This window comes from Mesorhizobium sp. WSM2240, from assembly GCF_040438645.1.
Lineage (GTDB): Bacteria > Pseudomonadota > Alphaproteobacteria > Rhizobiales > Rhizobiaceae > Allomesorhizobium.
This window is the reverse complement of sequence record NZ_CP159253.1, coordinates 2,345,037-2,363,919: the sequence shown is the minus strand read 5'-3', so window position 1 is coordinate 2,363,919 and position 18,883 is coordinate 2,345,037. Positions and strand designations below refer to the sequence as shown.

At 63.3% G+C, this 18,883-nt stretch carries 16 protein-coding genes; 9 read left to right on the top strand and 7 right to left on the bottom strand.

Going from position 1 to position 18,883, the window contains the following annotated elements:
- Window positions 1–275: 275 nt before the first annotated feature.
- Window positions 276–1,037, top strand: coding sequence for a hypothetical protein (locus ABVK50_RS11365; RefSeq protein ID WP_353641462.1), 762 nt, complete (start codon window positions 276–278; stop codon window positions 1,035–1,037).
- Window positions 1,038–1,124: 87 nt separating this feature from the next.
- Here the strand turns inward: ABVK50_RS11365 and dksA are convergent, their stop codons facing one another.
- Window positions 1,125–1,541: an RNA polymerase-binding protein DksA gene (dksA, locus tag ABVK50_RS11360; RefSeq protein ID WP_353641463.1), complete on the bottom strand. Its 417-nt coding sequence runs from the start codon at window positions 1,539–1,541 to the stop codon at window positions 1,125–1,127.
- A gap of 287 nt (window positions 1,542–1,828) precedes the next feature.
- Between dksA and ABVK50_RS11355 the strand changes: the two genes are divergently transcribed.
- The 4 genes from ABVK50_RS11355 to ABVK50_RS11340 all read left to right on the top strand — a co-directional run bounded on the left by ABVK50_RS11355 (window position 1,829) and on the right by ABVK50_RS11340 (window position 5,545).
- A complete protein-coding gene (locus ABVK50_RS11355; protein WP_353645958.1) occupies window positions 1,829–2,278 on the top strand; it encodes a histidine phosphatase family protein in 450 nt (149 codons plus the stop codon).
- A gap of 73 nt (window positions 2,279–2,351) precedes the next feature.
- Complete coding sequence (locus ABVK50_RS11350; protein ID WP_353641464.1) at window positions 2,352–3,815, top strand: YcjX family protein; 1,464 nt, start codon at window positions 2,352–2,354, stop codon at window positions 3,813–3,815.
- A complete protein-coding gene (locus ABVK50_RS11345; protein WP_353641465.1) occupies window positions 3,812–4,888 on the top strand; it encodes a TIGR01620 family protein in 1,077 nt (358 codons plus the stop codon). The genes ABVK50_RS11350 and ABVK50_RS11345 overlap by 4 nt, the downstream gene beginning before the upstream one ends.
- A 102-nt stretch (window positions 4,889–4,990) precedes the next feature.
- Window positions 4,991–5,545, top strand: a complete 555-nt coding sequence (locus ABVK50_RS11340) for a hypothetical protein (RefSeq protein WP_353641466.1) — start codon at window positions 4,991–4,993, stop codon at window positions 5,543–5,545.
- 17 nt (window positions 5,546–5,562) lie between these two features.
- Here the strand turns inward: ABVK50_RS11340 and ABVK50_RS11335 are convergent, their stop codons facing one another.
- Window positions 5,563–6,024 (bottom strand): RidA family protein, encoded by a 462-nt coding sequence (locus ABVK50_RS11335; RefSeq protein WP_353641467.1) that lies wholly within the window; start codon window positions 6,022–6,024, stop codon window positions 5,563–5,565.
- 199 nt (window positions 6,025–6,223) lie between these two features.
- Here ABVK50_RS11335 and ABVK50_RS11330 point away from each other — a divergent pair, with 199 nt between their 5' ends.
- Together ABVK50_RS11330 and ABVK50_RS11325 are read left to right on the top strand one after the other, a co-directional pair.
- Window positions 6,224–8,053 (top strand): monovalent cation:proton antiporter-2 (CPA2) family protein, encoded by a 1,830-nt coding sequence (locus tag ABVK50_RS11330; RefSeq protein WP_353641468.1) that lies wholly within the window; start codon window positions 6,224–6,226, stop codon window positions 8,051–8,053.
- Window positions 8,054–8,060: 7 nt separating this feature from the next.
- Window positions 8,061–8,609: a DUF924 family protein gene (locus tag ABVK50_RS11325; RefSeq protein ID WP_353641469.1), complete on the top strand. Its 549-nt coding sequence runs from the start codon at window positions 8,061–8,063 to the stop codon at window positions 8,607–8,609.
- Here the strand turns inward: ABVK50_RS11325 and folK are convergent.
- Window positions 8,606–9,121, bottom strand: coding sequence for a 2-amino-4-hydroxy-6-hydroxymethyldihydropteridine diphosphokinase (folK, locus tag ABVK50_RS11320; RefSeq protein ID WP_353641470.1), 516 nt, complete (start codon window positions 9,119–9,121; stop codon window positions 8,606–8,608). The two genes, ABVK50_RS11325 and folK, sit on opposite strands and share 4 nt — an antisense overlap.
- 110 nt (window positions 9,122–9,231) lie before the next feature.
- Here folK and ABVK50_RS11315 point away from each other — a divergent pair, with 110 nt between their 5' ends.
- Window positions 9,232–9,852 carry a DUF922 domain-containing protein gene (locus ABVK50_RS11315; protein WP_353641471.1) on the top strand — a complete coding sequence of 207 codons (621 nt, stop codon included), beginning with the start codon at window positions 9,232–9,234 and terminating at the stop codon, window positions 9,850–9,852.
- Window positions 9,853–9,924: 72 nt separating this feature from the next.
- On the opposite strand, the gene ABVK50_RS11310 is transcribed toward ABVK50_RS11315, so the two are convergent.
- From ABVK50_RS11310 to ABVK50_RS11300, 3 genes are all read right to left on the bottom strand, one after another.
- Window positions 9,925–10,950: an NAD(P)/FAD-dependent oxidoreductase gene (locus ABVK50_RS11310; protein ID WP_353641472.1), complete on the bottom strand. Its 1,026-nt coding sequence runs from the start codon at window positions 10,948–10,950 to the stop codon at window positions 9,925–9,927.
- Between the two features lie 51 nt (window positions 10,951–11,001).
- Window positions 11,002–11,322, bottom strand: coding sequence for a 2Fe-2S iron-sulfur cluster-binding protein (locus ABVK50_RS11305; RefSeq protein WP_353641473.1), 321 nt, complete (start codon window positions 11,320–11,322; stop codon window positions 11,002–11,004).
- Between the two features lie 116 nt (window positions 11,323–11,438).
- Window positions 11,439–11,807 carry an Hpt domain-containing protein gene (locus tag ABVK50_RS11300; RefSeq protein WP_353645959.1) on the bottom strand — a complete coding sequence of 123 codons (369 nt, stop codon included), beginning with the start codon at window positions 11,805–11,807 and terminating at the stop codon, window positions 11,439–11,441.
- Window positions 11,808–12,103: 296 nt separating this feature from the next.
- Here ABVK50_RS11300 and ABVK50_RS11295 point away from each other — a divergent pair, with 296 nt between their 5' ends.
- Window positions 12,104–18,103 (top strand): kinesin, encoded by a 6,000-nt coding sequence (locus ABVK50_RS11295; protein ID WP_353641474.1) that lies wholly within the window; start codon window positions 12,104–12,106, stop codon window positions 18,101–18,103.
- Between the two features lie 72 nt (window positions 18,104–18,175).
- On the opposite strand, the gene ABVK50_RS11290 is transcribed toward ABVK50_RS11295, so the two are convergent.
- Window positions 18,176–18,772: an ABC-type transport auxiliary lipoprotein family protein gene (locus ABVK50_RS11290; RefSeq protein ID WP_353641475.1), complete on the bottom strand. Its 597-nt coding sequence runs from the start codon at window positions 18,770–18,772 to the stop codon at window positions 18,176–18,178.
- Window positions 18,773–18,883: the final 111 nt, after the last annotated feature.

Genomic DNA, 18,883 nt, shown 5'->3' with positions numbered 1-18,883 from the left:
TGCCATGCGGCCGGGCGCGAACGCCCCAGATCGCTTGAATCACATTATCCCCGACGCGCATAGGTCTAGAGCCTTTCTGGTCCAGATTGAAGCGTTCGGCCGGAGGAAGTTCGGGACAAGATCGAGGGATCTGGCCAAAAAAGGCCGGCCGTGTCGGCTCTGGGGCGCGATGACGTATTTCAGTGCGTCACGAACCGTGAAACGAACCTTGCGAATGGCGGCTGCAACGGTCTAGTGTCGCCGGGGCGGCGGTAGAAAACGACACGGGGAAAACGATGCAGCAATGGCTGGATGGGCTGGCAGGCCCCGGATACACCCAGGCGATCCTCTGGACATTTGCGGCGCTGCTTCTGCTCGTGATCGTGCTGGTCATAATCAAGCTCGTCCGCAGCCTCACCTTCGGGACGTTTGTCGCCGGAGGCCGCAACCGCAAGACCCGACTGGCGGTGATGGATGCGACCGCGGTGGATAGCCACAGGCGGCTGGTGCTGGTGCGCCGCGACGACATAGAACATCTGCTCCTGATTGGCGGCCCGACGGACGTTGTGGTGGAGCGCGATATCAGGCTTACGCAACAGCGCCGCCCTGCGCTGACCGGCGACAGCAGCCGCGAAGCGGTCGCGCAGCCGCAGCAATTGCCGAGACCGCGCCCTGTCGAACACCCACCCGCCCGGCCCGCAACTCCGCTGCCACCGCGCGCACCGGAGCGCCCGGCAGCACAGCCGGCCGGCCGCAGCACAAGCGAACAGGCGGCGACGCCGCAGCCCGTTTTAAAACCGGAGCCGCCGAGAATGCCGCCGGCAGCTACCGTTGCGCCCTTGCCGCAAGATCATCGCTATGTGCCCGCGCCTCGACAGCAGCAGCCACCTTCGTTGCAGCCCGCAAGGGAGCAGGAGGATCTGGACGACGCGCTCCTCAAGGAACTGGAAGTTTCCCTCGACGACAAACCCGCCCGGAGCGCCACCAGGCCGCCGGTTCCGTCGCTTGACGACGAGATGACCAAGCTCTTGGGCGAGCTTTCGAGCCACAAGAGATAGGAATAGCGAATAGCCAGTAGCGAAATGAAAATGGCCGGAGAACCGGCCATCACACGAATTTCCTCTGTTCGCTAACTATTCACTGATTCAGTCGTCGCGATAGACTTTTTCGCGCCGTTCGTGGCGCTCCTGCGCTTCGATCGAGAGCGTGGCGATCGGACGGGCATCGAGCCGCTTGAGCGCGATCGGCTCCCCGGTCTCCTCACAGAAGCCATAAGTACCTTCGTCGATCCGCTGCAGCGCCGAATCGATCTTGGCGATCAGTTTGCGCTGGCGGTCTCGGGCGCGGAGTTCGATGGCGCGATCGGTCTCGGACGAGGCACGGTCGGCTAAGTCCGGATGATTGGCGTTTTCCTGCTGCAGGATTTCAAGCGTTTCGCGCGCTTCGCGCAAAATATCGCTCTTCCAGGTGACGAGCTTGGCGCGAAAATAGGATTTCTGCCGTTCATTCATGAACGGCTCATCTTCCGAGGGAACATAATCGGTATCAGCGAGAGCGTTCATTCGACTCATCCCATTACCCTTTTTTCGGGCCTATATATTCGCCGGTCCCAAGCGGCACAAGATCATTCGTAAAGAAGGTCACGCAATTGTCAGTGGTGGCTAAAGTCCGGTTTCGCGCCCTTCCATACGGCGGCCGGCTTGGCCTTTCGGCGTGTTGCGCGAAAAGGCAGGCGCCGCTAAACCGGCATGGCATTCGCTAATCGGCGGCCAGCCGCGGAAAAGGAGACGTCTTGGCAAGCAGGCTTTTTCTCCTGAGACATGCCAAGGCCGGCTGGGCTGCGCCCGGCATGCGCGACTTCGACCGACCGCTCGACGCATCCGGCATAGCCGACTCGGAAGCCGTAGGCGTCGCCATGCGCGCCTGCGGCTACGTTCCTGATATTACCCTGTGTTCCAACGCCAGGCGCGCCCGCGAGACGTTGGAGGGGATCGCCGGGCACACCGACACCGGCCGTGTCCTCTTCTCCGGCGCGCTCTATTCCGAGGATGCCGCAGGCTATCTCTCAATCATCCGGGGCAATGGCGCCGCGGGTTCGCTACTGGTCATCGGGCACAATCCGATGATGGAGGACCTGGCCATTGCCGTCTCCGGAAGCGGGGATGACAACGCACGCGCGACACTGAATTTCGGCTTTCCGACATCGGGGCTTGCGGTCATCCGATTCGAGGGCAGCCTCGCCGACGCCGCGCCCGGCCGGGGCTATCTGGAAAGTTTTCTGACGCCTGCGGATCTTTGAAGACCTCAGGTCGCCATTTCAAAAGTCCGCCCCGTCGCCTATATGGCGGTGATCGGCAGTCCGGGGAATTCGCTTGGCGTCTCTGACCAGTTTCACCGACGAGGCGCGGATAGCACTCGACACGCTTTCCGGGCGGGCGGGTGGGCTTTTTTCGCCGTCGCTCCGGGTCGGGGTGACGGGTCTCTCCCGCGCCGGCAAGACCGTTTTCATCTCGGCCTTCGTCCACAATCTCGTTCATGGCGGCCGGCTACCGCTGTTCGAGGCGCAGAAGTCCGGCCGCATCGCCCGCGCCTTCCTGGAAGAGCAGCCTGACGACGCCGTGCCGCGCTTTCAATACGAGGATCACGTCGACGCGCTGGTGAAGGCGCGGGTCTGGCCGGAATCGACGCGCGCCATCTCCGAACTGCGGCTGACGATCGAATACGAATCGGCGTCCGGCTGGGGCCGGATGTTCTCGCGCGGACGGGTGTCGGTCGACATCGTCGACTATCCCGGCGAATGGCTGCTCGACCTGCCGCTACTCGGCAAAAACTATGCCGAGTTTTCGCGCGAGGCGTTCGAACTGATGGAACTGCCGGTGCGCGCCGAGCTTTCCGAAGCCTGGCGCCAACTGTCCGCGACCGTCGATCCCGCGGCCGACGCCGACGAGATGACGGCCCGCAGCCTCGCCGAGAGCTTCGCCGCCTATCTCAAGGCCTGCAAGCTCGACGAGCGGGCGCTGTCGACCCTGCCACCCGGGCGCTTCCTGATGCCGGGCGACCTCGACGGCTCGCCGGCGCTGACCTTCGCGCCCCTGCCCGGTCTTAGCGACAAGCGCGCCCGAGGTGGTTCGCTGCACGCGATGATGGAGCGGCGCTACGAGGCTTACAAGACGCATGTCGTAAAACCGTTCTTTCGCGAGCACATAACGCGGCTCGACCGGCAGATCGTGCTGATCGACGCCATGCAGGCGCTGAATGCCGGGCCGGGTGCGATGGCCGATCTGGAACGGGCGCTGACGGAGATCCTGGCCTGCTTTCGGCCAGGCCGCGGCAGCTTCCTGACCGATCTGTTCTCGCGGCGCATCGATCGTATCCTGGTGGCGGCGACCAAGGCCGACCATCTACATCACGAGAGCCATGACCGGCTGCAGGCCATCGTCCGGCGGCTGGCGGACCGGGCGGTGAAACGCGCGAATTTCTCGGGCGCGACGGTCGAGGTGCTTGCCATGGCCGCAATCCGCGCCACCCGGGAGGGCAGCGTCAAGCAGGGGCGCGAGACGCTGCCGGTCATCATCGGCACGCCGCTGAAGGGCGAGAGGATCGGCGGCGAGACTTTCGACGGTGAAACCGAAACGGCCATATTTCCCGGCGACTTGCCGGCGAAAATTGACACTGTTTTTGAACAAAGCGAGGGCAAGCCGCAGGAGGAAGCGCTGCGCATCGTGCGCTTCCGTCCGCCAAAACTCGAAAAGACGGCCGAGGGTGTGACCCTGTCGCTGCCGCATATAAGACTGGACCGGGCGCTGCAGTTTTTGATTGGAGATCATCTGGCATGACGCCGCCCCGCAAACCGGCTGCGTTTCGGATCGAACCGGAGCCCGATCAAAGAGACGAGCGGCCAGTAGCCGACGCGCCGCGCAAGCCGCGTGCGATCAGGCCGGAGGCGGCCGTCGTAACGCCGGCCGAGATCGATGTCTTTGCCGAGCCCGATATCACCGAACGTGTGCCGCCGCCCGCCTCGCCGCCGAAGCGGCGTTCCCGGCTGGCTGCGATCTTCCTGGGGGCCTTCGGCATCCTGGTCTCGCTTGCCGTCGGCCTGTGGACGGATCAACTGATCCGCGAGCTTTTCCAGCGCGCCGAATGGCTGGGCTGGCTGGCGGCCGGCATGGCGGTAATTGCGGCAGTCACGCTGCTCATCATCCTGATCCGCGAGATGCTGGCGCTGTCGCGGCTTGCGTCGGTGGAAAAGCTGCGCGCTCGCGCGTTGGACGCCATCATTCGGGATGATGCCAAGGATGCCCGCGCGGTAGTCGACGAATTGTCGGCGCTGGTCGCCGGGAAGCCTGACACGGCGGCCGGACGCAGGGCGCTTGCCGAATTGCGTGGCGAGATCATCGACGGCGCGAATCTCGTCCGCCTCGCCGAAACGGAGATACTGGCTCCGCTCGATGCGCGTGCGAAGATCATGATTCTCGACGCAGCCAAGCGTGTTTCGCTGGTCACCGCGGTCAGCCCGCGCGCGCTGGTCGACATCGCCTATGTCGTGTTCGAATCAGGCCGTCTGATCCGTCGCCTGTCGGAGCTCTACGGCGGCAGGCCGGGAACGCTCGGCTTCTTCCGGCTGGCGCGCAGCGTGCTGGCGCATCTCGCTGTGACGGGAGCGATCGCCGCCGGCGACGACTTCGTCCACCAGATCGTCGGCCAGGGGCTGGCGGCCCGGCTTTCGGCAAAGCTCGGCGAAGGCGTGGTCAACGGCATGATGACGGCTCGCATAGGCATCGCCGCCATGGAAGCCGCGAGGCCCCTGCCCTTCACAGCCGTGAAGCGGCCCGGCATCAGCGATTTCCTCTCGGCATTGACCTCATTCGCGTCTAAAAAGCAGGTTGGCAATCCAACGCCGGAGGGCTGAAATGCCGGGGTAGAAAGCCCTCCAAGTGACGAAGCATTAACCAATCTTGTTCATGGTCGGAGCTACCGATTTTCCAGTTCTGTCGTCGCAGGGTGTCCCTTGATGAAACGCGTAGTCCTGTCCACCATCCTGCCCATTATTGCCGCCTCCGCGGCGACAGCCGGCCTCGCCACTTCCGCCCAAGCTGCCGAGCGCGACCGCAAATTCTTCCAAAGCGTCGAAGGCGACTGGAGCGGACCGGGGGAGATCGTCGCCGGCAAGTACAAGGGTACCAAATTCAACTGCACCTTCAACGGCTCCACGCCCGCCACGAAACTCGGCATGACGCTCGATGGCTCGTGCAGGGTCGGCGTCTTCTCCCAGAAGATGTCAGCCACCATCGAGCACAAGGGCGCCAAGGGCTACAAGGGCACGTTCCTAGACGGCGCCGAGGGCAAGGGTCTCGACATCGTTTCTGGCAATGTCGTCGACGGCGGCAAGGTCGTGCTAGCGATCAACCGCAATCAGCTCAAGGGCGTGATGCAGGCCCGCGTTTCCAAGGACAACACCATGAACGTAACCGTTTCGGTTCGCGTCGAAAAGGAACTGGTGCCGGTCATCGGAATGACTTTGAAGCGCGTCGATGCGACGGCGGTGGGTTCCATCGCCGCCGAATAAGGTGAATCTCGGCTAGTCTAGTCCGGCAGCGCCGCGACCGCGACAATTTCAATGACGATGTCGGGTTGTGCAAGCGCTGCAACACCGATCACCTCCGACGGCGGCGGGTTGTTGTAGCTGCAGTGCTTGGGGCAATGCTCGGCAAAAAATTCGTCCGCCACGTCCAGGCGAAAATTGGGAGAGCTCAGAACGCCGTCATCGGGAAATGGCCCCTTAACAAAGAAGGTCAGCCTGATGAGATAATCGAGCGAACTGCCTAGTTCCTCCAAATCCGACTTGATGTTTGTGAGAATCGCGCGCCACTGCGCCGCCGCATCGCCAACGAAGCCGCCTCCCTTTGTGCTGGCCGGATCATAATCGTCAGCGGTTGCCGTGTTTCCGCAAAGGTAGACAAATCCCTTTGCTCCAGTAATGACCGTGCCTTTTCCCCACGGCATCAACCGACCGCTTTTGAATTTCTTATGGGTGACGAGTTCCATTCTCTTCTCCCGTCTCTTCAGGAAGCAAGCGACAGACATAGTCCTGCGAGCAACCGATGCGAGTCCTGCGCCGGACATAAGGTCACAAACTCTGCCCGAAGGCTGTTCGATCGCGCAGCGAACGCATATCGTGTCGACGGGCATTTCGCTCTTCGCGCCGGCACGGGCGCGCAAGACAGCTAAACGACAGGAATCATATATGGCGGCAGAAGCGGCAGGCAGCGATCTCGTCCACGTTGTGGCATTGCTTGCGGCGGGCGTTGTCGCCGTCCCGCTCTTCAAGCGTCTCGGCCTGGGCTCTATCCTGGGTTATCTGGCGGCCGGGCTGGTCATCGGACCCTTCGGACTCGGCCTTTTCTCTGATCCCGAAGCGATATTGCATGTCGCGGAACTGGGCGTTGTGATGTTCCTGTTCATCATCGGCCTCGAGATGGAGCCTTCGCGCCTTTGGGGCCTGCGTCGCGAGATCTTCGGGCTCGGCATGCTCCAGGTGGGTGTTTGCGCGCTGCTGCTGACATGCATTGGGCTAGCCACCGGCTTTCCGGTCGCGGTCTCGTTCGTCGCGGCCGCGGGCTTCGTGCTGACGTCGACGGCGATCGTCATGCAATTGCTAGAAGAGGGAGGCGATATCGCCACGCCCAAAGGCCAGCGGATGGTTTCGATCCTGCTGCTCGAGGATCTGGCCATCGTTCCGCTGCTGGCGCTGGTGGCATTCCTGGCTCCGGGTGGGGCCGATACGGGCTGGGCCGAGCGCATGATCGATGTCGTCATAGGGCTGGCGTCTATCGCCGGGCTGGTGCTGGCAGGGCGCTATCTGCTCAACCCGCTGTTTCGCATACTGGCCGAATCGCGCGCCCGCGAGGTCATGACGGCCGCCGCCTTGCTGGTCGTGCTCGGTTCGGCGCTGGCGATGGAACTCGGCGGCCTGTCGATGGCCATGGGCGCTTTCCTGGCCGGGGTGCTGCTTTCCGAATCGACCTTCCGCCATCAGCTCGAGGCCGATGTCGAGCCGTTTCGCGGAGTACTCCTCGGGCTGTTCTTTCTTGCCGTCGGCATGTCGCTCGACCTGACAGTGGTGTGGGCCAACTGGCAGACGGTCGCCGCCTATGTCGTGGCCTATATGGTCGTGAAAGGGTTCGGCATCTATCTCGTGGCGCGGTTCCTGAAATCGGGCCATCGCGAGGCGCTCGAACGCGCGGTGGTGATGGCTCAGGGCGGCGAGTTCGCCTTTGTGCTCTACTCATCGGCGCTGGCAGTCGGCATAATCGACGGCCAAGCCAACGCCATGCTGACCGCCATCATCATCGTCTCGATGGTGCTGACGCCGCTGGCCATCATAGTGCTGCGCCGGATCACACCGCCGGACGAGCAGACGCTGGAGGGCGTCGACATTGCCGACGGGCTGACGGGGAGCGTGCTGGTCATCGGTTTCGGCCGCTTCGGCCAGATCGCCAGCCAGCCGCTGCTTTTGCGTGGCATCGACGTTTCGATCATCGACAATGACGTGGAGATGATCCAGGCCGCCGCCGATTTCGGCTTCAAGGTCTATTACGGCGACGGCACGAGGCTCGACATTCTGCGCGCGGCCGGCGCCGGCAAGGTGCGCGCGGTGCTGATCTGCGTCGACAAGGCGGAGGTCTCGGTCAGGATCGCCGAGCAGATGAAGGCTGAGTTTCCGCTGGTGCCTGTGCTGGCGCGCGCCTATGACCGCGGCAACGCTATCGCGCTGATCCGCGCCGGCGTCGACTACCAGATGCGTGAGACTTTCGAATCTGCGCTGTTGTTCGGCGAAAGCACGCTCAGGCACCTCGGCGCGGAAGAGGAAGAAGCCGCCGAGGTGATCGCGGATGTGCGCCGCCGCGACGCCGAGCGGCTGGAACTGCAGATCGCAGGTGGCATAAAGGCTGGCCGCGGCCTGATGAAAGGCAATATGCCGGTGCCTACACCACTGACCCCGCCCAAGCGGCCGGGCCAGGCGCTCAACGAAGAGGCCGCGATCGTGCTCGGCAAGCCGGCGACGGCGGAGTGAGGTAACCATGAAGGATAGTGAAGCAGGCCCGACCGAGATCGTGGCGTTCTGGCGCGAAGCGGGTCCCGACCGCTGGTTCTTCAAGGACGAAGCGTTCGACGCCGAGTTTCGCGGCCGCTTCCTGGACCGGCATATGGCCGCGGCGCGCCGGCAATGCGATCACTGGGCCGACACAGCAGAAGGCGCGCTGGCGCTCATGATCCTGCTCGACCAGTTGCCGCGCAACTGTTTCCGCGGAACCGGGCACATGTATGCCACTGACCCGCTGGCCCGGTACTTTGCGAGGAAGGCGATCGACGCCGGGTTTGACATGAAGTTCGATCCCGAGATGCGTGTCTTCTTCTATCTGCCATTGGAGCATTCGGAGCATCTGGAAGACCAGCAGTATTCGGTCGAGCTGCATACGGCGCGAGCCGAAAAATATCTGGAATATGCGCTGGATCACCTCGCCATCATCGAGCGTTTCGGCCGTTTCCCTCATCGCAACCCGATGCTGGGACGGCAAACCACGCCCGAGGAGCAGGCTTTTCTCGATGGCGGCGGGTTTTCCGGCTAGTCCTTCCACCAGTCGCTACCCGAAGGCAGCTTTTCGATGCCGGCGCGATCGATATTGCCGACATGCTCGGCCAGGGTGATCCCGCCGACCGTGTAGTCGGGGGCGATCTCGGCCAGCGGCACGAGCACGAAGGCGCGTTCGAGCATGCGCGGATGGGGTATGTCGAGACCGGCTTCATGGATACGCCGGTCGCCGAATGCCAGAATGTCAATGTCGACGAGACGCGGCCCCCAGCGCTCTTGGCGCACACGTTTCAATTTGCGCTCCGCCTCCAGGCAAAGTTCCAGAAGCTCGCGCGGCGACAGGCCGGTTTCGATCTCGGCCGCGGCGTTGAGGAAATCGGGTTGGTCGGTCTTGCCCCATGGCGGCGTGCGGTAGAGCGACGACACTGTCCTGACTTCAGTCAGCAGGTCGGCATCGAGGATCCGCAGCGCCGCGCCCATGGACCTGGCTGGATCGCCGAGGTTTCCGCCCAGGCTAAGATAGACGCGCTCTCTTTTGTGGCCAGACAACCGTCACCTCGACATTCACAAATACGGGAAATTGCCGGCGGCCGGTTCTGGACCGTCGATTTTTCGTTGCGTAGCGCACGCCCGTAAAGCAAGGTGGGGCGTGAGGCAACATGAACAAGAAAACGCTTCTCACCATATCGCTCCTGTTTTGCGCGATGTCCCCGGCGCAAGGCGCCAGCCTGTCTAAAAGCTACAGCTATTTCTCGATCGGCGGCAGCACGCTGGACGAGATCGAATCGCAATTGTCGAAGCGCGGGCCGCAGCTGAAGAATTCGGGCAAACGTCATCCCGGCGCCACCCGGATGGAGTTCACGACGCGCCTCGGCTATGCCGAAGACAAGAACGGCTCCTGCCAGATCATAAAGGCGAACGTGACGGTCAAAGCCAGGATGATCCTGCCCAGATGGCGGCGCAGCAAAAACGCCGAGCAGGATGTGCGGCTGATCTGGGACACGCTTTCGTCGGATATCAAGCGGCACGAAGAAAGCCATGTCATCATCGCCAAGAACCATGCCCGCGAGATGGAAGAGGCGCTGAAAGGCCTTTACAGAGAGAAGAACTGCCAGGTGCTGGCGGCGAAGGCCAAGGCGATAACGACGAAATTGCTGGAGAAGCACGACAGAGCGCAGGTCGAGTTCGACCGCGTCGAAGGCATGAACTTCGAGAACCGCATCCTCAAGCTGTTGAGATACCGCCTCGAACGGATCGGGGACGGCCGCCTGCCTGGGTAGGATGTGTCGATACTCAGGTGATGCCGGCCTGACCTGAATCTCAACCCGCCCTAGTTTGGGCAGTTGCCTCTATCACGCCACGCCGAGCTTCTTCTGCAGGCTGGTCGACGAGGTCGTGTATTGGAACACGATGCGTTCGCCGGGGCTGACGATGCGTTTGGCGGCTTGCGCCATCAGCGCCGCCTCGTGGAAGCCGGACAGGATGAGCTTCAGCTTGCCGGGATACCAGTTGATGTCGCCGATGGCGAAAATGCCCGGCACCGAGGTCTCGAATTTTTCGGTGTCGACGGGGATCAGGTTCTCGTGGAGATTGAGACCCCAGTCGGCGATCGGCCCGAGCTTCATGGTCAGGCCGAAGAACGGCAGCATCCGCGTGCAGGCGACATCCACGTCGCCATCCGGTCCTTTGACGGTTGCCGAAGTGAGTTGGCCGTCCGATCCGGTCAGGCCCGTGACCTGGCCGACCTGGAATTCGAGCTGCTTCATCTCCTGCAATGCGTACATCTTGTTGACGCTGTCGGGCGCGGCGCGGAATTCCGGGCGGCGGTGAACCAGCGTCACGCTCTTTGCCACCGGCTGCAGGTTGAGGGTCCAGTCGAGCGCGGAGTCGCCGCCGCCGACAATGACGAGATCGTGGCCGCGAAATTCCTCCATGCGCCGCACGGAATAAAAGACGCTCGTGCCCTCAAAAGCCTCGATGCCCGGAATTGGCGGGCGCTTGGGCTGAAACGAGCCGCCACCCGCCGCGATCACCACGACCTTCGCTTCGATCACCTCGTTCTCGTCGGTGGCAGCGCGAAAGCCGCCATCTTCCAGCCTCTCCAGGCTGGAAATCATGCGGTTGAAGCTGAAGGTAGGCTTGAACGGCGCGATCTGCTCCATCAGCTGGTCGACGAGACCCTGCGCCGAAATCTTCGGCCATGCCGGAATGTCGTAAATCGGCTTTTCGGGGTAGAGCTCGGCGCACTGACCGCCGGGGCGGTCGAGAATATCGACCAGATGGCACTTCATGTCGAAGAGGCCGAGTTCAAACACGGCAAACAGCCCGACCGGCCCTGCCCCGATGATCAGCACGTCGGTCTGGCTTGTGGTGGTCATGCGCCTGTCCTCGATGAATTCGATGTCGGTCCGCCGGACGGCGCCGGCCGCCTAGCCTTGCCGTTCCGGAACGCGGACCACAAGGCCATCCAGTTCGTCACGCACCTTGATCTGGCACGAAAGCCGCGAATTGGGCTGAACCTCGTAGGCGAAATCGAGCATGTCTTCTTCCATGGCCTCCGGTTCGCCAACGACGCCGGTCCATTCCTCGTCGACATAGACATGGCAGGTCGCGCAGGCGCAAGCGCCGCCGCATTCAGCCTCTATGCCGGGAACAGCGTTGCGGATCGCGTTTTCCATGACGGTGGAGCCGTTTTCGGCATCGACATCGAAACGGGTGCCGTCAAAGGTGACGAAGGAAAGCTTGGTCATCACAGGTCCTGGGAGATATCATCAGCCGAGATAATCACTCCACCGGCCAAGTCAACTGCGGCGCAAACGCGCCACGTCGTGGCGCAATCCTTTATGAAGCCGTGGGTTATGCGGCGTCAGCGGCCGATGGCGGCAACGAAATCGCGCATCTCGTCGATCAGACCGGCCAGACGCTTTAGCGCCTGCCGGTCGTCCGGGCTCCGTTCGATCTCGACGGCGCAATCGGCAATGGCGAACGCGCCGACCCCGCGCGCCGAGCCGATAAGGCCGTGGGCTAGACGAAGCCGCTCGGTCGTGCTGGCGGCGATTATCTGGTCGCGGACCAGCGTCGCCTGCTGGACGAACAAGGCCAGCACCTCCTGTTCCAGCGCCCGGTCGCCCATCGTTTGCCGGGCAAGATGAACCAGATCGACTGGGCGCAACCGCGCCTGGCCGCAGCTTTCGCCGCCGGGCATTGAAAACGCCATGGCGTTGGCATCGGGCAGTGCCATTTCTGGATTCCTGAGATTCATGTTCGCGTGTCGAAATATGACCGGCTCAGCCTATTCCGATCATTGTGGATAACGCGTTAATGTGGAGAGCCCGCAATTCCGCCGCAAAGCCGCCAGAATCGTGGCTTCGTTAACCCTATGTTTAAACTTTTACGCATCGGGGCCGATTCAAGCTTCCTTTACCGGACTGTGCCAGTACGATACGGGATGTCCATAATAAGCCTCGCTTGCGGGCAAAAAAGAGCCGGAATCCGGCGTTTCCGCGACATTTGTACAGGGTAACTGGCGGCATGGCGAAAAAACCTACCACAACCAAGAATTTTGACAGCGACGTGGCCAGGGAACTCGAGGAAGCGCTCGATTTCGACCTCGCAGCCGGTGCCGACGATCTCGATATCGCGGCCTCAATGGAGGATCTGGAAGCACAGATTTCCCAGGCGGCCGACGAACTCGCACGCGAGGGCCGCGCTGAAAGCGACGCTCATGCAGCCGCCAACGGCACGGCGTCGACATCCACTCCAGCGCCGGCAAATGAGGACACTCCCGCTTCGACTTGGTTTCGTCCGGCCAATGACCAGCCAAACGGTTTTTCGCCCGCCAATGACGATCGCCAGAAGGATTTCCGCGATCTCCTGCAAGGGATGAACCGCCGGTCCTCCAACGCCATTTACTGGGTGGTGGCGATCCTGTCGCTGCTGTGGATTGCCGGTGGCGTGCTGTTTGGGCGTATGCTGACGCCGAACCTTCTGGATATCCGTTCGGTCGAGCAGCTCGTCGCGACGCCGAACGCCGTCCTGCTCGCTGTCGCGACGATCGTCCCCGTCATCCTGTTCTGGGGTTTCGCGGTGATGATCCGGCGCGCCCAGGACATGCGGCTCGCCGCTCAATCCATGACCGAAGTCGCCTTCCGCCTGGCTGAACCCGAGAACATGGCGCAAGATCGCGTCATGATGGTCGGACAGGCCGTGCGCCGCGAAGTCGCGGCGATGGGCGAAGGCATCGAGCGCACGCTCGCGCGCGCCGTCGAGCTGGAAACGCTGGTCCATACCGAAGTTAACCAGATCGAACGCTCTTATACGGAGAACGAGGCCCGCATCCGCTCGCTGGTCGATGGGCTGGGCAGCGAACGCGAAGCCGTCGTCACCCACGCGGAGCGGGTCCGCGCCTCGATCGCCGGTGCGCACGAGACGTTGAAGGACCAGCTCGGATCGGCGAGCGATTCCATACGCGACAGCATTCTTGGCGCGTCGACGCAACTGACGATGACGATCTCCAATTCCGGCGACACGCTGATCGACCGCATCAATGAGAGCGGAATGTCGATCTTCGATTCGCTCGACAGCCGCCTGCACACGATCAGCGACCGCATCTCGACATCGGGCGAGGCTTTCGCCAGCCTGCTCGACACGCGCATCGCCAAGCTCACCCAAACGTCCGATGAGGTCACGCGCTCGCTGAGCGATCTGCTGGACGAGCGCACCTCCGGAATGGTTTCCCTGCTCGGCGGGGCTGCCAAATCCCTGAATGCCGACCTCGAGGCCAGCCTGCAGGGCATCGAGCGCACTCTTGCCGAACGCGGCCAAGGCCTGATCAGCGAGTTCAATACGCGGGCCGAAGCGCTCGATCTCGGCACGCAGAAGCTGAACGCGGCGCTCGAGGCCCGCGCCCGCCAGATAAACGATACGCTGGTCGAGCGGGCGCGCGACATCGCCACAACCTTCAGCGATGGAAAGCAGACGCTTTCGGAGCTGATCGAACAGGGCCGCGAGCGCATAGGCGCGGAGATGGCCGACATCGTCACTTCGACCTCCTCCATGCTCGAAGCGCGCGCCAGCGACTTTGCAGGTCGCCTGGAACAGTCCGGCCACGTGGTGTCGCGCGCCTTCGACGCCGACATCGAGCGGCTGGGCGAAGCCCGCGCCGGCATCGAACAGGCCGTCGAGGAGAATTCGCGCCGGCTTGCCGAGAGCCGCGACCGCATGGCGGACGCGATCCATGCCGATCTGGCGAAATTCGTCGAGAGCCGCGCCGACATCGATCAAGCGGTGGGCGTGCATGTGCAGAAACTGGCCGAAGGCCGCGAGATGATTTCGCGTGCGCTGGAGGAGGATCTGCGCAAGATCAACGAACAGCGGGCCACGATCGACGCCGAGCTCGGAAGCCAGCTCGAAAGGCTGGCCGAGGGCCGCGACAGCCTTGCCCGTGCGCTCACGGAAGATACGCAAAAACTCGTGCAAACGCGTGCAGGCATTGACGAAATGGTCACAAGCCATATCGGCAAGCTGGTCGAAGGCCGCAGCATCCTGTCGCGGGCCCTGGAGTCGGACCTCAGCAAATTGCAGGAAAGCCGCTCCGGCATTGACGGACTGGTTGCCGGCCAGGTCGAAAAGCTGGCCGAGGGCCGCGACATCCTGCGGCGCGCGCTCGAAGCCGATCTGAACAAGCTTTCGGAAGTCCGGTCCGATATTGATGGTCTCGTTGCCAGCCAGGTCGAGAAGATCGCCGAAGGCAGGCAAATCCTGTCGCAGGTGCTCGAAGCTGACATGGAGCGGGTCGAGGGCATGGTCGCCGGCCAGGTCGAGAAGATCACGGAAGGCCGCAACCTGTTGTCGCAGGCGCTGGAAGCGGACATGCAGAAGGTCGCCGAAACACGCGCTGGCATCGACGAGATCGTCGCCGGCCATATCGGCAAGCTGGCCGAGGGCCGCAATATCCTGTCCCGCGCACTCGAAGCCGACCTCGCTAGCATCGACGGGCTGGTCAAGGCGCAGATGGAGAAGATCGCGCAGGACCGCGGCGTGCTGTCACAGGCGCTCGAAGACGATTTCGCCAGCATCGACGGACTTGTCGCCGGACAGGCGGACAAGCTCGCACAGGGCCGCGAAACGCTCAAGCGTGCGCTGGAGGAGGATCTCTCGAGCATCGACGAATTGCTGGCCGGCCATGCCCAGAGGTTCGTCGACGGCCGCGAGATGCTTTCGCGCAGGCTGGAAGACGATCTGAACAAGCTGGCCGAAAGCCGCGCCGGCATAGACGGGCTCGTGGCCGGACAGGTGGAAAAGCTCGCCGAAGGCCGCGATATCCTGCGGCGTGCGCTCGAAGCCGATCTCAACAAGCTCGCGGAAAGCCGCGCCGGCATTGACGGACTGGTCGCCGGACAGGTGGAGAAGCTCGCCCAGGGTCGCGATATCCTGCGGCGTGCGCTCGAAGCCGACTTGCAAAAGGTCGCGCAGAGCCGTGCCGGCATCGACGAGGTCGTGGCGGCGCATATCGGCAAGCTGGCCGAAGGCCGCGACGCTCTGGCGCGCGCGCTTGACGAGGATCTTGAAAAGCTCACTGCGGCGCGGCGCGAGATTGATCAGGCCATTTCGGGCCATATCGACGCTATTGCCGGCAAGAGCAACGTCATCTCCGACGCGCTCGCAGCCGACATCGAGAAGATCGAGGAAGCGTTCCAGCGCCAGACCGGCATCATCGAGGAACGTACCGGCACAATGGAGCGCGCACTTTCGAACGGTGTCGACAATGTGCGCCTGGTCCTGGAAAAGAGCGCCGTCGTCGTTGCCGGTGCGCTGCGGGAAAAGGTGCTCGAAGTCACCGCTGCGCTGCACCAGGAAGCAGGCAAGGCCTTCACCGACGCCGACCGGCAGATCGCCGAACGCGCCGAGCAGACTTCCGCAGCACTTCTGGCGCGCGCCAACGACATCAGCCAGGTGTTCGAGGAAGCTGACCGGCGCATCGCTGCCCGCACCGGCGAGACGGCCGAGAGCCTGTCTGCCCGCGCCGAGGACATCGCCCGGACCTTCGACCAGGCCGATCAACGTCTGGTGGCCCGCGCGGTGGAAACGGCCTCGACGCTTGCCGCCCGCGCCGGAGACATTCTGCGCAACTTCGACGACGCAGACCAGCGGCTCGGCGTGCGCATCGGCGAATCCGCCGAAGCGCTGGCTGCACGTGCAGCCGAACTCGGAAATATATTCGAGGCGGTCGACGAGAAACTTGCTGCCCGGATCGCCGAGGGCTCCGAAGCGTTGGGTTCCCGCGCCGCCGAGATCAGCACTGTGTTCGACGCAGCCGACCAGAAGCTCGCAGCACGGATTTCGGAGGGGTCCGAAGCGATTGGATCGCGTGCGATCGAAATCGTCCGCACATTCGAGGATGCCGACCAGCGCCTTATCGCTCGTGTCGGAGAAACCGCCGACACGCTTGCCGGCAGGGCGATCGAGATCGGCCGCGTCTTTTCCGACGCCGACCAGCAGCTTGCCGCCCGGATCAGCGACAGCTCGGCCACGATCGGCCAGCATGCCGCCGGCATCGCCGACGCGTTCGCCAATACCGAGCAGCGCGTCATTGCGCGCGCGCTGCAGACCTCGAAGGAGTTGGACGCACGCGCACGCGCCATCGAGGAAGCGCTCGCCGGCGCCGATGAGAAGCTGGCGCAGGGCGCGGAGGCGGTCGCCGCCCGCGTGGGCCAGCATGTGGCGGATGCCGAGATCAGGCTTTCCTCCAGCGCCGAAGCGGCTGCCGCAAGGGTCGGCACGCATATCGCCGATGTCGAAAACCGCCTCGCCTACAGTGCCGAAGCCATGGGCCAGAAGCTCAGCGAGCAGATCAACCAGGCGGAAACGCAGCTCGTGTCGCGCGCCAATGTGATCGCCGAAACGTTCACAGCCGTCGGCCAGCATATTGGCCAGAGCACGAACGATGCGGCGCGCACCATCGGCGCCAACACACGCGAGTTGAACTCAATGCTGGCGGAGCGGTCGGCCGAGATCACCCGCATTCTCGACGAAGCCGGCCGACCGCTTGCCGAGCGCCTGGCCGAAGGCGGCAACGAGCTGCAGAAGAGCCTTGAGCAGGCGACGGAGCAGGCCGCCGGACGTCTGCGCGCCGAGAACGCATCGCTGGTGGACGCGCTCGCCAACCGCACAGCGGAGACGTTGTCGGCGGTCGAGGGCGCAAATTCGACGCTGGCCGAGGGCGTTAACAGCCTGATCGGAAAGCTCGCCGATTCGAGCGCTCAGCTCGGCGCATTGGTCGACGCGGCGGCAGGCAATCTGACGGCTGTCGAGGAACGCCTGACCGGCAGCACGCAGAGCTTCGCCGCAACGACGGAAAAGGCAGCCATGACCTTTGCGAGTTCCGCAAGGCTGGTCGATTCCAACACGTCGCGCCTCACGGAGCTGTCTTCCAACACACTGAAAGAAGTGGCCTCCATAGCGACGAAGTTCGACGAGCACAGCCGCCTCCTGGCCGGCGCGTCAGAGCTTTTGAGCTCGGCTCAAAGCAATCTGGAGCACACGCTGGAGAGACAGTCATCGCTCGAGGATCTGGCCGTCGGTCTGGTCAAGAAGTCGGAGGACCTGGAGCGGATCATGCGGTCTTTCGAGGACCTGGTCGGCAAAGCGCTGGAAAAGGCCGAGGACCGCACCCTCGAATCGACCGACAAGATACGCTCGGCGATTTCGGAGGTGGTGGAATCGGCCACCAAGCGTTTCGCCGAAGCGACTGAAGACATGCGGCGCACCGCCGGCTCGATCAGGCAGGATCTGGAATCCACGCGCGCCGAGCTGAAGCGTGGCGTGCTCGACATGCCCGAAGAAGCCAAGCAGTCGACGACGGCGATCCGCCGCGCAGTTACCGAGCAGATCAACGCGCTCAAGGAACTGTCGGATATCGTTGCTAAATCCGGACGCACGGTCGATGTTTCCGAACCTCGGCCGGCGCAACGGCCCGCCCCTCGTGCGCCGGAACCGCCGCGGCGCGCTGCCCCGGCACAGGCGCCGGAGCGTCCGGCGGACCTGCAAAGGCCGCGCGAAAATGGCCGCGCGACGCAACCCGGCGGTTGGGTGCGCGACCTGCTTAGTGGAGCCTCGCGCGAGGATGTAGAAACCACGGTAGTGGAGACCGCCCCGCGCGGCGCCACCAATCCGCGCTCGCCCGCCCATGTCGTCGAATCGCTGAACTCGCTGTCGGTAGATATCGCGCGCGCAATCGACCACGAAGCGTCGATCGAATTGTGGGACCGCTATAGGCGTGGTGAGCGCGACGTGTTCACGCGCCGCCTCTATACGTTGAAAGGCCAGCAGACCTTTGACGAGATCCGCCGCAAGTACCAGACGGAGAGCGAATTCCGCGCGGCGGTCGACCGCTATTGCGACGATTTCGAGAAACTTCTGAAGGACGTCTCACACAACGACCGCGACAATGTCATCGCGCAGACCTACCTCACCTCGGATACCGGCAAGGTCTACACCATGCTTGCCCATGCCGGCGGCCGCCTGCGGTAACGGCTCGCGCAAACGCGGACAGCAAAAAAGGCGGGAAAATTCCCGCCTTTTTTGCTGGAGCCGGGCATCCGATCAGATTTGCGAATCCGCCCATTCAAGGATTTCGGCAGCCACCTGGCCGAAGGCCTGGTCGAGCGCAGCGACATAGGCCTCGTTGCCGTCGCGCGAAAGCGGGGCGCTCGCCTCGAAATTGCGGGAGGCGCGAACCGTGCCGTTGCGGTCGTTCAGCAGTTTCACGAAGATCTCGACATTGGCGCGGCCACCGCCGTCGACGCGCACCTCGAAGGCGCGGATCTCCGCGATGATCTGATAGTCGATCGCCAGCCCTTCGCCCGGCTTGCCGACGCCGCCAAAGCCGCCCGAACGCTGAAAGGTTTCGGCCAGGCGCGCCTGCACTATGCGAGGCAACCGGTCGGCCCATTGCGCGCCTCTGAGGAACTGGATGGTGGCGGGAGACGGCTTGATAACGATGTTCTGGCCGTCAAGCGCCTTCAGCGCAGAGGGTTCGGCCACGAGAATCTGGATGCGGCTGCGCCTGGCCTTGGATTGCAGTTGCGGCGCCGATAGTTCGAACGTGTCGAGGGGCGTCGGCGCGCCGCCCGGCAAGAGCGCGCAGCCCGACAGCAGGAAAGCCGCCGCCACCCCGGCAATGAACTGATTTGGCTTCACCCTCTAAACCTGCCCGTCCCACCGTTTAACTATCCCCGAAAAGTCTGCAACTTTTCGGGGCCAAGCTTAAATCTGTCGCAACCCCTGGATAACCGATTCTTTCTTGCTGCG